This window comes from Paenibacillus sp. FSL W8-1187, from assembly GCF_037965485.1.
Taxonomy (GTDB): Bacteria; Bacillota; Bacilli; order Paenibacillales; family Paenibacillaceae; genus Paenibacillus_O; species Paenibacillus_O pasadenensis.
In genome coordinates, this window is the sequence record NZ_CP150181.1 from 2050550 (window position 1) to 2065503 (window position 14954).

The 14954-nt window shown below is 64.7% G+C and carries 12 protein-coding genes; 9 read left to right on the plus strand and 3 right to left on the minus strand.

All coding sequences use genetic code 11. The annotated features are described in order from the left end of the window. The first annotated feature begins 606 nt into the window (after window positions 1-606). A complete protein-coding gene (locus NYE40_RS08675; protein WP_028597787.1) occupies window positions 607-2397 on the plus strand; it encodes an ATP-binding protein in 1791 nt (596 codons plus the stop codon). 106 nt (window positions 2398-2503) lie between these two features. Continuing rightward, the gene (locus NYE40_RS08680) at window positions 2504-3220 is read left to right on the plus strand and encodes a response regulator transcription factor (RefSeq protein ID WP_028597788.1); all 717 of its coding nucleotides are present in this window, start codon (window positions 2504-2506) and stop codon (window positions 3218-3220) included. Between the two features lie 207 nt (window positions 3221-3427). Here NYE40_RS08680 and NYE40_RS08685 read toward each other — a convergent pair whose 3' ends face one another. After that, window positions 3428-4297, minus strand: a complete 870-nt coding sequence (locus NYE40_RS08685; protein WP_028597789.1) for an AraC family transcriptional regulator — start codon at window positions 4295-4297, stop codon at window positions 3428-3430. Window positions 4298-4469: 172 nt separating this feature from the next. Here NYE40_RS08685 and NYE40_RS08690 point away from each other — a divergent pair, with 172 nt between their 5' ends. After that, window positions 4470-5549, plus strand: coding sequence for a Gfo/Idh/MocA family oxidoreductase (locus NYE40_RS08690; RefSeq protein ID WP_028597790.1), 1080 nt, complete (start codon window positions 4470-4472; stop codon window positions 5547-5549). Window positions 5550-5627: 78 nt separating this feature from the next. On the opposite strand, the gene NYE40_RS08695 is transcribed toward NYE40_RS08690, so the two are convergent. Beyond that, window positions 5628-6806, minus strand: coding sequence for a M20 family metallopeptidase (locus tag NYE40_RS08695; protein ID WP_101808892.1), 1179 nt, complete (start codon window positions 6804-6806; stop codon window positions 5628-5630). 268 nt (window positions 6807-7074) lie between these two features. On the opposite strand from NYE40_RS08695, the gene NYE40_RS08700 reads away from it, so the two are divergent. The 6 genes from NYE40_RS08700 (at window position 7075) to NYE40_RS08725 (ending at window position 14362) form a co-directional block, all read left to right on the plus strand. Next, window positions 7075-8529 (plus strand): PTS mannitol transporter subunit IICBA, encoded by a 1455-nt coding sequence (locus NYE40_RS08700; protein ID WP_101808893.1) that lies wholly within the window; start codon window positions 7075-7077, stop codon window positions 8527-8529. A gap of 104 nt (window positions 8530-8633) precedes the next feature. Beyond that, window positions 8634-10772, plus strand: coding sequence for a BglG family transcription antiterminator (locus NYE40_RS08705; RefSeq protein WP_339279796.1), 2139 nt, complete (start codon window positions 8634-8636; stop codon window positions 10770-10772). 17 nt (window positions 10773-10789) lie between these two features. Next, on the plus strand, window positions 10790-11221 hold the full coding sequence (locus NYE40_RS08710) for a PTS sugar transporter subunit IIA (RefSeq protein ID WP_043110974.1): 432 nt from the start codon (window positions 10790-10792) through the stop codon (window positions 11219-11221). Continuing rightward, window positions 11218-12369: a mannitol-1-phosphate 5-dehydrogenase gene (locus tag NYE40_RS08715; RefSeq protein ID WP_101808895.1), complete on the plus strand. Its 1152-nt coding sequence runs from the start codon at window positions 11218-11220 to the stop codon at window positions 12367-12369. Before NYE40_RS08710 ends, NYE40_RS08715 begins: the two co-directional genes overlap by 4 nt. After that, window positions 12366-14096, plus strand: coding sequence for a phosphoenolpyruvate--protein phosphotransferase (gene ptsP / locus NYE40_RS08720; RefSeq protein WP_101808896.1), 1731 nt, complete (start codon window positions 12366-12368; stop codon window positions 14094-14096). Before NYE40_RS08715 ends, ptsP begins: the two co-directional genes overlap by 4 nt. A 2-nt stretch (window positions 14097-14098) precedes the next feature. After that, on the plus strand, window positions 14099-14362 hold the full coding sequence (locus NYE40_RS08725; RefSeq protein WP_028597797.1) for an HPr family phosphocarrier protein: 264 nt from the start codon (window positions 14099-14101) through the stop codon (window positions 14360-14362). A 123-nt stretch (window positions 14363-14485) separates the two neighbouring features. On the opposite strand, the gene NYE40_RS08730 is transcribed toward NYE40_RS08725, so the two are convergent. Then, the gene (locus NYE40_RS08730; protein ID WP_101808897.1) at window positions 14486-14740 is read right to left on the minus strand and encodes a GlsB/YeaQ/YmgE family stress response membrane protein; all 255 of its coding nucleotides are present in this window, start codon (window positions 14738-14740) and stop codon (window positions 14486-14488) included. Between the last annotated feature and the right edge of the window lie 214 nt (window positions 14741-14954).

The following is a 14954-nucleotide window of genomic DNA, read 5'->3' on the forward strand; positions in this document are numbered from 1 at the left end:
GAATTACGCGGAAAAACCGAGTAACTCGGGTGTGCAGCGTGAGAAATGGCGGAGTTACGCGGAAAAACCGAGTAACTCGGGTGTGCAGCGGGAGAAACGGCGGAGTTACGCGGAAAAACCGAGTAACTCGGGTACGTAGTCAATCGGAGGATTGGGGAGCCATTGGTCAGCGGAGCGTCTTGTATGAGAGAGTCCATTTTTAGGAGCGGAGCCTTCCCGCGAAGCGGTGCATGATCAAGGACCAGGAGCGAAGCGGGCGGGGAGCTCGTGAAGAAGCGGCAGCGGTTCCCTTGGAGGCCGGATTCCACCCCTGCTGGGGAATGGGATCAAAGGAATCTGGGCTCCAGGGAGATCGGAACGAGCCCCCGTCCCGCGAAGCGGTACGGTCCTGCCATCCATTTCCGCGAAGCGATACGCTCCTCCCGCTCTGCCTCCCCGCGAAGCGATACGCTCCTCCCGCTCCGCCTCCCGAGAAGCGATGCAATCTCGGCTGCATTTCCGGCCGTATGAAATTTTACACAAAGTTTACAATACTGCTATGGCGCCTTTGACTCGCGGGAGGTACGATAAATGGACGAATTCAGATGACAGCGGGGAGATTTTGGCATGAAGCGTTTTCGGGTCCGCCTCACGTGGATCATGATCGTCATGATCGGGCTGTCGGTCACGGCAGCCGGCTTGTTGATGGGCAAGACCTATAAGGACAACCATATCTCCGCCCTCGAGGAAAGCATGCTCCGCGAGATGAAGGTGATCAACGCCCACCTCGACTGGAGCCTCGCGGACAAGCCGGACGAGGGGCAGGCGTATTTCAGACAGCGGGCATTGGATTTCAAGGAGCTGACCGGCGCGCGCGTGACGTTCATCCGCAAGGACGGCAAGGTGCTCGGCGACTCCGACTCCGATCCGAACGCCATGGACAACCACAGCGGGCGCAAGGAGGTGCTCGAGGCGGAAGCCGAGGGCTCCGGCCGGGCGATCCGCCACAGCGATACGGTTCGGCAGAACATGCTCTACGTCGCCGTCGCCGCCGATCCCGAGCAGCTGCCGTCCGACCTGATCCGGCTGTCCTACAGCCTCGCATCGGTGGAGAGCAGCGTGAACAAGCTATGGACGGTGCTTATCGGCGGCCTGATCCTGCTCTTCCTGCTGTCGGCGGCCGTCAGCTACCGGGTCGCGCTCGGCCTGACGCGGCCGCTCGAGCAGATCACCGGCGCCGCGCGCCGCATCAAGGCGATGGACTACTCGGTTCGGGTCGACATCCGCAGCAAGGACGAGATCGGCGAGCTCGGCACGGCGATAAACGCGATGGCCGAAGGGCTGCAGGTGCAGATGAACCGCATCCAGGAGAACGAGACGCAGCTGTACAGCGTCCTCGACAACATGACGAGCGGCATCGTCATGATCCATCCCGACGGCCGCATGGTGCTGCTGAACCGCCGTGCGGAGGAGGTGCTCGGCTTCGAGCATCGCGAGATGGTCGGCAAGCACTACAGCGAGGTCAAGCAGCAGTACGAGCTGTCGCAGTTCATCCAGCAGGGCATCGACAACCAGGAGCCGATGCACGACGAGATCACGTTTTATTTCCCGGAGGAAAGGCTGCTGGAGCTCAACCTCGTCCCCGTGTACGCGAGCGACGACCGCTACGGCGGAGCGCTGCTCGTGCTGCATGACGTATCGGCGATCCGCCGCCTTGAGCGGATGCGCAGCGAGTTCGTCGCCAACGTCTCGCATGAGCTGAAGACGCCGGTGACGGCGATCAAGGGCTTCGCCGAGACGCTGCTCGGCGGCGCGGTGCACGATCCGGTCATGTCGCAGCAGTTCATGCAGATCATCTACGACGAGAGCGAGCGGCTCAACCGGCTCATCGGCGACATCCTCGAGCTGTCCAAGGTAGAGTCGAGGCGAGTGCCGCTGCAGCTGTCGCCGGTCGACCTGACCGCGTTCCTGCGCCGCTCGATCGAGGTCATGGAGCCGGAGGCCGCCAAAAAAAGGATCGCGCTGGAATCGTCGATCGCGGATGGCATTTTCCTGGAGGCGGACGAGGACCGGCTGCGCCAGATCATCATCAACCTGCTGCAGAACGGCATCAACTATACGACCGAAGGCGGCCATGTCACGCTTTCCGCATCGCTCGCGACTCGCGACGACGGCGTGGAGGCCGTGCGCATCCGCATCAGCGACACGGGCATCGGCATTCCGAAAAAAGATCTTCCGCGCATTTTCGAGCGGTTTTACCGGGTGGACAAGGCCCGCTCGCGCGTCAGCGGGGGCACCGGCCTCGGCCTGTCGATTGTGAAGCATCTCGTGGAGCTGCACAAGGGCATGATCACGGTCGACAGCACGGTCGGCATCGGCACGGCGTTCACCCTGGAGCTGCCGGTCATTCAGCCATAGGGGGAAAAATGATCTTTTTGCCTCGCCGCAGGGCTTGTCATGTTAAGATAGAGATAACAATACCGAGAACGGGCATCCGTTCCGGACGGCTGGAGGTTTGACGATCATGTCGCACAAAGTGCTTGTCATCGAGGATGAGCCCACTCTTTCGAGGCTGCTCTCGTACAACTTGACGCAAGAAGGCTACGACGTGACGGTCTGCGATCATGGAGGAGAAGGGCTGCAGGCGGCGATTCAGCGCAGCTTCGACCTGATCATGCTCGACATCATGCTGCCGGGGATGAACGGCTTCGAGGTGCTGGGCAAGCTGAGGCAGAGCGGGATCAAGACGCCGGTCATCATCCTGACGGCGCGCACGGCGGAGGAGGAGGTCGTCCAGGGCCTCAAGCATGGAGCCGACGACTACATCACCAAGCCGTTCGGCGTCGCCGAGCTGCTGGCCCGCGTCTCGGCGGTGCTGAGGCGCTCCGGCCATGCGGTGGCCGATACGGCGCAGCCGCAGGACAAGGTCATCCGAGCCGGAGACCTCGCGATCTATCCCGAGCGCTACGAGGTCATCCTGGCCGGGGAGCAGGTGCCGCTGCGGCCCAAGGAGTTCGAGGTGCTGCTGTATCTCATCCAGCGGCCCGGCATGGTCATCACGCGCGACGATCTGATGAATGTCGTCTGGGGCTTCGACTACATCGGCGGCCAGCGCACCGTCGACGTGCATGTCAGCTCCCTCCGCAAAAAGCTCGAGCTGGGCGCCAATTCGGTCTGCATCGAGTCGATCCGCGGCGTCGGCTACAAGCTCGTGCTGCCCAAAAAAGTCGGCGCAGGCTGAGCGGGCAGCGCTGAGCGCTGGCATAGAGAATGCGCCGGCGGGCCGCCGACGGGCTTGGCTGCCTCGCTTTCGGGCCGGCCGCCCGGCTTGGCCGCCTCGGGAAATGAGGCTGCCGCAAGCCTGCTCCGCGCCCGCCGCGATCGCAAAAAAGCTGTCTCCCCGTCGAGAAACGGGCGAGACAGCTTTTTCAATTCGTCGAAGCTTCGGTCAGCTGCGTCCCCAGGCGAGCATCTTCTTCTGGAATTCCTTGGGCGAGCAGTCGTTGTACTTCTTGAACATCTTGTAGAAATGGGCCATGTTCGGCATGCCGATCCGGTCGCCGACCTCGGAGATGCTCAGATCCTTCGTCAGCAGGATGCGCTCGGCCCATTTGATCTTGCGGTAATTGACATACTCGGTGAAGCTCAGTCCGATGGTTTTTTTGAAGTACTTGACGAAATAATAATAGCTCATGTTGGCCAGCTTGCACACTTCCTCGACCTGGATGCGGTCGGTGAGATGCTGCTCGACGAACGTCAGCACGGGCTTCAAGCGGAGGCGGTCGAAGTCGTCCTGGTCGGAAAGGATCTTGCGCTTGTCGTTGCGCAGCAGCAGCAGCAGGATGCGCTTGACGAGCATGCCGACGGCAAGCTCGTAGCCGATCTCCTTGACGGTCGTCTCGGCAAGAATGTCTCGAACCGTTTGCCCGATTTCGTTCTTGACGTGGGAGTTTTCCTGGAAGATGTAGTTCACTTGGCTGAGCGGGTGGTTCGTCTCCATGAAAAAGCGCATGTACGGCATCGTGCTGTGGTCGAAAAACTGCTCGAGGTCGAACTGCAGCACGATATAGTCGAGCGAGCCGGAGCTGCTCCGGTCCCGGTGCAGCTGGCTGGCGCCGATGATCGCGACGTCGCCCTCGGCGAGATCGAAGCGCTCCTCCTCGACATGGACCTCCAGGCTGCCGCTCAGGACGAGCAGCAGCTCCAGCTCGCGGTGATAATGCCAGTTGATGTGCAGATTATGGTCGCGCTGCGACCGAAAGACGCGCAGCGACAAAAGAGGGTTTTCATAAAGGACCTTTTCGTTATAGACTTCCAAGGGGGAGAGGCCTCCAATACCAAGATCGCATAAAACGAGCGCTAGAAAGAAGCTTTATTTTTGCCGATCGGTTCTCTTATACTTATTTTAGTGTTTGAAGCATGCGCCTTCAAGCGTTCCCCTAAAAAACCAACTTCGATCCACGTTAAGGATACCGGGAGGAAATGAACACATGTCCAAAGTACGTGTTGGAATCATCGGCTGCGGCGGCATCGCCAATGGCAAGCATATGCCGTCCCTGGCCAAAGTAAGCGAAGCGGAAATGGTGGCGTTCTGCGACATCGAGCGCGGCCGCGCCGAGGAAGCGAAAGCGAAGTACGGCAGCAGCGAGGCGGCCGTCTACGAAAACTACCATGACCTGCTGAACGATCCGTCGATCGCGGTCGTGCATGTATGCACCCCGAACGACTCTCACGCAGACATCGCGATCGCCGCGCTGGAGGCGGGCAAGCATGTCATGTGCGAAAAGCCGATGGCGAAGACGGCCGACGACGCCCGCCGCATGCTCGAAGCGGCGAAGCGCACGGGCAAGAAGCTGACGATCGGCTACCAGAACCGCTTCCGCGGCGATACGCGCTACCTGAAGGACGCTTGCGTCCGTGACGAGCTGGGCGAGGTCTACTTCGCCAAGGCCCATGCGATCCGCCGCCGCGCGGTGCCGACCTGGGGCGTCTTCCTCGACGAGGAGAAGCAAGGCGGAGGCCCGCTCATCGACATCGGCACGCATGCGCTCGACCTGGCGCTGTGGATGATGGACAACTACAAGCCGAAGGTCGTGCTCGGCCGCGCCTACCACAAGCTGTCGCAGACCGAGAACGCCGCCAACGCATGGGGACCTTGGGATCCGGCGAAGTTCACGGTCGAGGACTCGGCGTTCGCGATGATCACGATGGAGAACGGCGCTTCGATCGTGCTGGAGTCGAGCTGGGCGCTCAACTCGCTCGAAGTCGACGAGGCGAAGGTGTCGCTCAGCGGCACGAAGGCCGGAGCCGACATGAAGGGCGGCCTGCGCTTCAACGGCGAGGAGAACTCCCGCCTGTACGTCAAGGAGATCGAGCTGAACAGCGGCGGCGTCGCCTTCTACGAGGGCGCCTCCGAGGATCCGGGCGAGCTGGAGGCCCGCGCTTGGATCCAGGCTGTCATCAACGATACGGAGCCGGTCGTCACGCCGGAGCAGGCGCTTGTCGTCTCCGAGATTCTCGAAGCGATCTACGAGTCGTCCAAGACGGGCAAGGCCGTCTACTTCGACTAAAGCCCCAAAAACCTCAACAGCCGGCTGCGGAACGAATCCGCAGCCGGCTTTTTTGGCGTTCATGACGGTCCAATCGGGCTATCGGCCGCCCTCGAACTCCTCGCGGACGGCCCGGTACAGCGACTCGTCCGCCATCACCTCGAGCGCCGTCGCCGCGAGCAGCCGCGCGCCGGCCAGCATCGCGTCCAGCGCCTCCTCGCGCATGGCCGCATCGCGGAATTCGACCGTGTGCAGCCCGAGCTTTTCCTCCACGACCTTGAGGTAGGGATGGATCGCCGGGCAGCGCAGCGAAACGTTGCCGAGGTCGAGCGAGCCGTGGTCGCTGCCCGAGAGCACCTGCTCGTCCGGCACGCCCTCGAGACGCAGCATCCGCTGGTACGTCTCCGACAGCGCTTCGTTCGTGCGCAGCTCGTCGTAGCTGAACTCGAACGGCGTGATCTCGAGCCGGCAGCCGGTCTGCAGCGCCGCGCCTTGCGCGCAGGCCCGCACGCGCTCCGTCAGCTCGTCGCGATAGGCGCTGTCGGCCGCGCGCACGTAGAACTGGGCCGCGGCATGGCCGGGGATGATGTTGGGCGCCTGGCCGCCCTCGCTGACGATGCCGTGCACGCGGGCATCGCTGCGCATCTGCTGGCGCAGGGCGTTCACGGAGCCGAACAGCAGCAGCACGGCGTCGAGCGCGTTCACCCCGAGATGCGGGCTGGCGGCGGCGTGGGCGGTGCGGCCGTAATAATCGAACTGCAGCGCGTGCATCGCCAGCGAGCGGCCCGACCGCTCATGCGCGTGGTACGGATGCGCCATCAGCGCGAAGCCGCAGTCGTCGAACCAGCCGGCCTCGCTCATCGTGACCTTCGCGCCGCGCGTCTCCTCGGCCGGCGTGCCGTACACGCGGATGCGTCCGCCGATGCCGCATGCGTCGAGCGCTTCCTTCAGCAGCGCGGCGGCGGCGACGCCCATGACGCCGATCAGATGATGCCCGCATGCATGCCCGATGTCCGGCAGGGCGTCGTACTCGCACAGCAGTCCGGCCACCGGGCCGGGCCGGCCGGTATCGTACTCCGCCACGAACGCCGTCGGCAGGCCGAGCACGCCGCGCTTCACGTCGAAGCCTTGCCTCTCCAGCTCGTCCGCGAGCTGCGCCGAGGCGTAGAACTCTTCATGGCCGAGCTCCGGACGTTCCCCGATCGCCCTCGACAGCTGCTTCCAGCCTTGTCCGCAGCGTTCTGCGGCCGCTTGGAAAATAGACGCGAAATCAGGCATAGCGATTCCTCCCGAAACAGACAATGTAGGATGGCGAAGCCATCATTCCTCCAGTATACCGCAGGATGGCGGGTGGAGGCGCGTCCAGTGGCCGAAGCCCCCTTTTTAGGGCGCCTTTCTTCCCTTTTAAAGAAATGGCAGGAGCATTGATGACAAGATAGCGTTTTCATTTTATTGAGAGCTTGCGTTTCGTAGCATAGAATGAACCAGAACGAAGGGCCTAGCGCGCAGGGCTCCTTCGGCAAGTCAACTCGAGGAGGAATCCACTGTGGCGCAATCCACCAAATCCGCATCCGGAGGCGCACGCGTAGGCGTGCAGAAGTTCGGACGCTTTCTCAGCGGCATGGTCATGCCCAATATCGGCGCATTCATCGCCTGGGGCCTGATCACCGCGCTCTTCATCCCGACCGGCTGGTGGCCGAACGAATACTTCGCCAAGCTCGTCGGTCCGATGATCACCTACCTGCTGCCGCTCTTGATCGGCTATACCGGCGGTACGATGATCCACAAGCAGCGCGGCGGCGTCATCGGCGCCCTGGCGACGATGGGCGTCATCGTCGGCGCGGACATCCCGATGTTCCTCGGCGCGATGATCGTCGGCCCGGCCGCGGCCTGGGTGCTCAAGAAGTTCGACGAGGCGATCGAAGGCAAGGTCCGCTCGGGCTTCGAGATGCTCGTCAACAACTTCTCGCTCGGCATCATCGGCGGCGCGCTCGCGCTGGTCGCCTACTCGCTGATCGGCCGTGCGATCGAAGCGGTGACGAACGTGCTTTCCGCCGGCGTCGACTTCCTCGTCGCCCATCACCTCATCCCGCTCGTCAACATTCTGATCGAGCCGGCCAAGGTGCTGTTCCTCAACAACGCCATCAACCACGGCGTGCTGAGCCCGATCGCCATCGAGCAAGCGGCGAGCGCCGGCAAGTCGATCCTGTTCATGCTGGAGTCGAACCCGGGACCGGGCCTCGGCATCCTGCTCGCCTACATGATCGTCGGCCGCGGCTCCGCCCGCCAGTCGGCTCCGGGAGCGGCGATCATCCACTTCTTCGGCGGCATCCATGAGATCTACTTCCCGTACATCCTCATGAATCCGCGCCTGCTGCTCGCGGTCATCGCGGGCGGCGTCACCGGCACGCTGACGTTCTCGATCGTCGGCGCAGGCCTTGTCGGACCGCCGTCTCCCGGCAGCATCATCGCGTACCTCGCGATGGCTCCGCGCGGCGAGATCCTGCAGGTGCTGAGCGGCGTGCTTACCTCGGCGGTCGTCTCCTTCCTGATTGCAGCGCTGCTGCTCAAGACCTCCAAGCAGAAGGACGACGAGGAGTCGCTGGAGGAAGCGGCGCAACGCATGAAGGACATGAAGGCGCAAGGCATGACGCCGACTGCCGGAGCGGCTGCGGGCGCATCGGCCTCGATCGATGCTTCCGCGTCTGAAGCGAAGGCAGGCTCGGACATCCGCAAAATCGTCTTCGCCTGCGATGCCGGCATGGGCTCGAGCGCGATGGGAGCTTCGATGCTGCGCAAGAAGCTCAAGTCGATCGGCTCCGATGTCGAGGTGACGAACACGGCGATCAGCGACCTTCCGTCCGACGCCGACGTCGTCATCACGCATCATACGCTGACGGACCGCGCCCGCTCGGTCGTTCCCGCAGCGGAGCATGTTTCCATCGACAATTTCCTCAAGAGCCCGGAATACGACAAGCTGGCGGAACGCCTGAAGCCGTGATTCGCGCTTGACCTGACAAGACGGATGGATGCCGGAGCCGCGCGCTCCCGGCATCCTTTCCGGCATTTTGTCCGAAAAGCAGAAGCGAGGAGGAGGAGGGACGCATGGAGCTGACGCATCGCATGAGACGCATGCTCGATCTGCTGCTTCATTCCGATGCCGATGACATCACCGTCGCCGAGATCGCCCGCCGCATCCAGGTCAGCTCGCGCACGGTGCATCGGGAGCTCGACGCGCTCGAGGGCTATCTGCATCGCAAAGGCGCGCGGCTGCTGCGCAAGGCAGGCTCCGGCCTGCGGCTCGAAGCGGACGAAGAACGCCTCCTCCGGCTGAAGCGCGAGCTGGACGCGCCGGAGGAGGCGGAGTTTTCCGCCGAAGAGCGGCAGCTGCATCTGCTCGCCCGGCTGCTCGGCAGCGCCGAGCCGATCAAGCTGTTCGGGCTGGCGTCCGAGATGAAGGTGACCGTGCCGACCGTCAGCGCCGACCTCGACGATCTGGAGGCGTGGATCGCGGCGAACCGGCTGGAGCTCGTGCGCCGCCGCGGCTACGGCATCGAGCTGGCCGGCGCCGAAACGGCCCGCCGCGATGCGGTCCGAGCGCTGCAGCGGCTGAGGCTTGACGATCTGGCGCTGTTGTCGCTGGACGAGGAGCGGCTGCGGCATCCGATCGACGAGAGCATCGCCGACTTGTCCGGCACGTCCCGCATGCCCGAGATCGAGGACGTGCTTTGGCGCTGGGAAGAAGAGCAGGACGACCATCCGCTGAGCGAGCAGGCGTATACCGACCTGCTCGTCCGGCTGGCGATCGCCGCCGAGCGCATCGGCCGCGGCCATGTCGCGCCACTGTCCGAGCTGGAGGAGCTGCGCGGCTACTATCGGCGCCCGGCTCCGGAGACGGAGCGGCTATGCGACCTGCTGCAGGAAGAGACGGGCTTGACCTACGGAGAGTCGGAGCGCCACTATGCGCAGCTGCTGCTCGAGCGGGCGGCGCGCCGGTCCGCCGGTCCGCTGCCGGCGGAGGATCTGGAGCTTGCGGCGATCGTCCGTCAGCTCATCCGCCGCATGGACGAGATCGGCGGCGGGGACTACGAGTCCGACCGCTCGCTGCGGGACGGCCTGTATGCCCATCTGAAGGCCGCCCTCGAGCGGATCGCCGCCGGCCAGCGCATCCGCAATCCGCTGCTGGAGGCGGTGCGCAAGGATTACGCCGAGCTGTTCGCGCAGGTGCGGGCGGCAAGCGATGCGGCGCTGCGCAACTGGACCGTGCCGGAGGAAGAGATCGCGTTCCTCGTCATGCATTTCGGAGCGAGCCTGGAGCGCCGCCAGCAGCTGAGCCAGCCGCTGCGGGCGATCATCGTCTGCACGAGCGGCATCGGCTCCTCGCGCATGCTGGCGACCCGCCTCGGCAAGGAGTTCCCGCAGCTGGACCTCGTCCAGCAAGCCTCCTGGTACGAGGCGAGCCGAATCCCGCCGTCGGCCTATGACATCATCATCAGCACCGTTGACCTGCCGATCGCGGCGAGCCGCTACATCAAGCTCAGTCCGCTGCTCGATTCCGGGGAGGCGCAGCGGCTGCGCGAGTTCATCCGCTCTCGTCCGCGCGAGAAGGAATCCGGCGAGCCGGCCCTTCAGGACGGAGCGGAGGCAGGGCCGTTCGACGCCACGCTCGCCGCGCCTCAGCCGCAGCCCGCAGACGGGCCCGCAGACGGCCGCGGGCCGGAGCAGTCGCTGCTCTCGGTCAGCCGAGCGGCCGCGGAGTGCGCGCGGCTGCTGGAGGACTTTCGCGTGCTGCAGCTGCGGACGGCGTCCGCCAGCCTGCGGCCGATGCTGCTGGAGGCTTGCCGCCGTCCGGAGCTTGCCGCATCGGTGCGCGACGCGGAAGAAGTCGTCGACCGCCTGATCGAGCGGGAGGCGCATGGCACGCAGATGCTTCCCGGCACCGATCTCGCCCTGTTCCATACGCGCAGCGGGAACGTTTCCCGGCCGCTGCTCGCGCTGTTCGAGCTTGAGCAGCCGCTGCGGCTCGATCCGGATCCGGACGCGCCGGCGCTGCGCAGGTTCCTGCTCATGCTGGCGCCGCTGGCGCTGGCGCGCGAGAGCCTCGAGGTGCTGAGCGAGATCAGCGCCTCCTTGCTGGACAGCGAGATGATCGAGGTGCTGGCGGCAGGACGCGAAAACCGCATCCGCGCCGATCTGGCCGTCCATTTGAAGGCGTATCTGAATCATAAATTAGAAAGAGAATAAAGGAGTGCTTGACCCACATGCTGAAATCTGAACTCATCCGACTGAACGTAGCCGTCAAGGACAAATGGGAGGCCGTTCGTTTGGCGGGCCAGCTGCTCGTCGACGCCGGCCATGCCGATGCCGATTATGTGGAGAAGATGGTCGAGCGCGAGCAGGCGCTGTCCACCTACATGGGCAGCGGACTCGCGATCCCGCACGGCACGAACGAGGCGAAGGCGCTCATCCGCTCCACGGGGCTGTCGGTGCTGCAAATTCCGGGCGGCGTCGACTTCGGCGGCGACGAGCCGGCCGTGCTCGTCGTCGGCATCGCCGCGCAGGGCGGCGAGCATATGGACATCCTGACGAGCGTCGCGATGGTGTGCTCCGAGGAAGAGAGCATGGAGCGCATCCGCACGGCCCGAAGCGCCCAGGAGATCATCGACATCTTCGAAAGCGGGATGGAAGAATGAAGGCGGTCCACTTCGGAGCGGGCAACATCGGCCGCGGCTTCATCGGCCTCCTGCTCTCGCAAGCCGGCTACGAGGTCGTCTTCTCCGACGTGAACGAGCCGCTCGTCCGCGAGCTGCAGCGCCGAGGCGAGTACACGGTGACGCTGGCCGAGGAGGAGGGCCGGCAGTTCCGCGTCGGCGGCGTGAGCGCAATCGACGGCCGCGACCCGCAGGCGGTCGCGGAGGCGGTCGCGGAGGCCGACCTCGTCACGACGGCCGTCGGCGTCGGCGTGCTGCGGCATATCGCCCCCGGCATCGCCGCAGGGCTGAGGCTCCGCTTGGAGCGGGGCGCAGCTCCGCTGCAGCTGATCGCCTGCGAGAACGCGATCGGCGCCAGCTCCATCCTCAAGCAGCAGGTCATGGAGCGGCTGAGCGGCGAAGAGCGCGAGGCGCTTGCCGCCTGCACCGCTTTTCCGGACTCGGCGGTCGACCGGATCGTGCCGATCCAGCATCACGAGGATGTGCTCGCGGTGACGGTCGAGCCGTTCTACGAGTGGGTCGTCGACCGCTCACAGCTGCTGCCCGGCGCAGCGGAGATCCCCGGCGTCCGTTATGTCGACGATCTGGCGCCGTACATCGAACGCAAGCTGTTCACGGTCAACACGGGCCATTGCTCGGCGGCCTACGCCGGTTATGCAAAAGGCTTCGCCACTATCCAGCAGTCGATGCAGGATGAAGAGGTTGCCGCGTTCGTGCGCGCCGTGCTGCGGGAGACGGGCGACATGCTCGTCCGCAGCTACGGCTTCGACCCGGCGGAGCATGAAGCCTATGTCGAGACGATTCTCGGCCGCTTCCGCAACCCGCATCTGACGGACGAGGTCGAGCGCGTCGGCCGCTCGCCGCTGCGCAAGCTGTCCCGCGAGGACCGGCTCGTCCGGCCGGCGCTGCTCGCGCTCGCGCTCGGCCTGCCGGCGGATCGGCTCGCCGAGGCGATGGGCCTTGCGCTGCGCTTCGATGTCGCCGGCGATCCCGAGGCGGTGCAGCTGCAGCAGGCGCTGCGCGAGCTCGGCCCGGCCGGCGCGCTGGCGCAGGCGAGCGGCCTCGACGCCGGCCATCCTCTCCTCGCGGCTGCGGCTGCGAGCTACGAACAGGAGGCGCAAGCATCATGACGACAATCGCATGGAAAGGCACGGCGGCATCGCCGGGCATCGCCATCGCCAAGGCGCTGCGGCTGGAGCCGGCCGCGGCGATCCCGGAGCGGCGCGCCGTCGCCGATTCCGAGGCGGAAGCGGCTCGCCTGAAGGCGGCCGTCGCCGAGGCGAAAGAGGCGATTGAGGCGATCCGCCGCTCGACGCTGGAGCGGATGGGCGAGCAGAAGGCCGAGATTTTCGAGGCGCATCTGTTTCTGCTGGACGATCCGGAGCTGATCGAAGCGACCGAGGACAAAATCCGGGACGAGCGCATCAACGCCGAATCGGCGCTTCATGAAGTGGCTGCCGGCATCGCCGAGCTGCTCCGCTCGATGGACGACGAGCTGCTGCGCGAGCGCGCGGCGGATGTCGGCGACGTCGCGGGTCGGGTCGTCCGCATCCTCGAAGGCCGCGACGGCGGCACGATGTCCGGCCTCAGCGAGGAGACGATCCTCGTCGCCGAGGATTTGACGCCGTCCGATACGGCGCAGCTGGATCTCGACTATGTGAAGGGCTTCCTGACCGAAGTCGGCAGCCGCACGTCGCACTCCGCCATCATGGCGCGCTCGCTCGAGCTGCCGGCGATCGTCGGCGCCGGCCGCGAGGCCGGCCGCATCGAGACCGGCACGATGCTCGTGCTCGATGCGGTCGAAGGCGTCGTGCTCGTCGATCCTTCCGCCGAGGAGCTGGAGCGCTATCGGCTGCTCAAGCGCGAGTACGAGGAGAAGATGGCGCGGCTGCGCGGCTTCGTCGACCGTCCGTCGGTTTCCGCCGACGGCCATGAGATCGAGCTGGCCGCCAATATCGGCAGCGTCGCCGATGTGGCCAAGGTGCTGGAGAGCGGGGCGGACGCGATCGGCCTGTTCCGCACGGAATTCCTTTATATGGGACGCAGCTCGCTGCCGACCGAGGAGGAGCAGTTCTCCGTCTACCGCCATGTGCTGGAAAAGATGCAAGGCAAGCGCGTCGTCATCCGCACGCTCGATATCGGCGGCGACAAGGAGCTGCCTTACCTCGATCTGCCCAAGGAGAGCAATCCGTTCCTCGGCCGGCGGGCGATCCGCCTCTGCCTGGCCGAGGAGGAGCTGCTGCGCGTGCAGCTGCGCGCGCTGCTGCGGGCCAGCGCCTACGGCCGCCTGGCGATCATGTTCCCGATGATCGCGGTCGCTTCGGAGCTCCGCGACGCCAAGCGCATCCTCGCCGAGGAGCGCGCCAAGCTGGAGCGGGACGGCGTCGCCGTATCGAGCGGGATCGAGGTCGGCCTCATGATCGAGATTCCGGCCGCGGCGCTGAATGCCGACGCGCTGGCCCGCGAAGCGGACTTTTTCAGCATCGGCACGAACGATCTGATCCAGTACACGATGGCCGCCGACCGCATGAACGAATCGGTCGCCTATCTGTACCAGCCGCATCATCCGTCGATCCTGCGCCTCGTCGAGATGGTCATCCGCGCCTCGGAGCGCCATGGCCGCTGGACCGGCATGTGCGGCGAGATGGCCGGCGATCCCGACGCGATCCCTCTGCTGCTCGGCCTCGGCCTGCATGAATTCAGCATGAGCGCGTCCACCGTGCTGTCCGCCCGCGAGCAGATCTCCCGCCTGTCCCGCGCCGACTGCGCGGAGCTGGCCCGCCAAGCGCTGGAGCTCGAGTCCCAGGACGAGGTGCTGAAGCTCGTCCGCCACTATACCGCAAGGAGTGAAGCATAATCATGGCATCCGGTACATTCACCGTCATTCATCCGCAGGGCTTCCATGCCCGTCCGAGCAAGCTGTTCGTCGAGAAGGCGAATGCGTTCCCGTGCAAGGTGACGCTGTACAAAGGCGAGAAAAAGGCCAACGGCAAAAGCTCGCTCGGCCTTCTGACGCTGGGCATTTCCGCCGGCAGCGAGATCCGCCTCGAAACCGAAGGCGAGCAGGAAGAGCAGGCGCTCCGCGAGCTCGGCGAGATGCTGACGAAAATTTACGAGGAATAATTCGCTGGACCGCTGCAAGCGCGCACGCAAAAAGAAGCCGCTTCCCCGATCGGGGAAACGGCTTCTTTGCGTCTGGCGCGCCTAGCCTTGCGCCAGTCCGGCCAGACGGCCGCGCGGCCAGTGTTAGCGGGCGCGGCGCATGCTGCCGAGGATGAGGCTGACGATCGCGACCAGCACGATGGCTCCGATCAGCGCCGGGATGAAGAAGAATCCGCCTACGACCGGACCCCATTCGCCCAGCAGCAGCGCGCCGAGCCAAGCGCCGACGAAGCCGGCGATGATGTTGCCGATGATGCCTCCCGGAACGTCGCGTCCGACGAGCATGCCAGCCAGCCAACCGATGATGCCGCCGACGATAAGTGCCCATAACCATGCCATGATGTGTTTCCTCCCTTAGTCGTTTCGTATTTTTTGGTCTCGCTCATGCTATTAAGTAACCGTGCCGGCAGCGCTCCAATCACCTTGTCCGCAGCCCGGATCCTGTTTCGCTTAGGATGTCCGCACGCAGCCGCCTTTATTTATAAGGGAAGCGCGATCTGCATAAATAGTTCTATAGAACTAATTCATTTGGCGGATATTCAATAAATCCTGA

Coding starts and splice junctions, on each gene's coding strand:
- NYE40_RS08690 (WP_028597790.1), top strand. CDS start 4,470: ATGTCCAAAGTACGTGTTGGAATCATCGGCTGCGGCGGCATCGCCAAT.
- ptsP (WP_101808896.1), top strand. CDS start 12,366: ATGACGACAATCGCATGGAAAGGCACGGCGGCATCGCCGGGCATCGCC.
- NYE40_RS08710 (WP_043110974.1), top strand. CDS start 10,790: ATGCTGAAATCTGAACTCATCCGACTGAACGTAGCCGTCAAGGACAAA.
- NYE40_RS08725 (WP_028597797.1), top strand. CDS start 14,099: ATGGCATCCGGTACATTCACCGTCATTCATCCGCAGGGCTTCCATGCC.
- NYE40_RS08705 (WP_339279796.1), top strand. CDS start 8,634: ATGGAGCTGACGCATCGCATGAGACGCATGCTCGATCTGCTGCTTCAT.
- NYE40_RS08675 (WP_028597787.1), top strand. CDS start 607: ATGAAGCGTTTTCGGGTCCGCCTCACGTGGATCATGATCGTCATGATC.
- NYE40_RS08715 (WP_101808895.1), top strand. CDS start 11,218: ATGAAGGCGGTCCACTTCGGAGCGGGCAACATCGGCCGCGGCTTCATC.
- NYE40_RS08680 (WP_028597788.1), top strand. CDS start 2,504: ATGTCGCACAAAGTGCTTGTCATCGAGGATGAGCCCACTCTTTCGAGG.
- NYE40_RS08695 (WP_101808892.1), bottom strand. CDS start 6,806: ATGCCTGATTTCGCGTCTATTTTCCAAGCGGCCGCAGAACGCTGCGGA.
- NYE40_RS08730 (WP_101808897.1), bottom strand. CDS start 14,740: ATGGCATGGTTATGGGCACTTATCGTCGGCGGCATCATCGGTTGGCTG.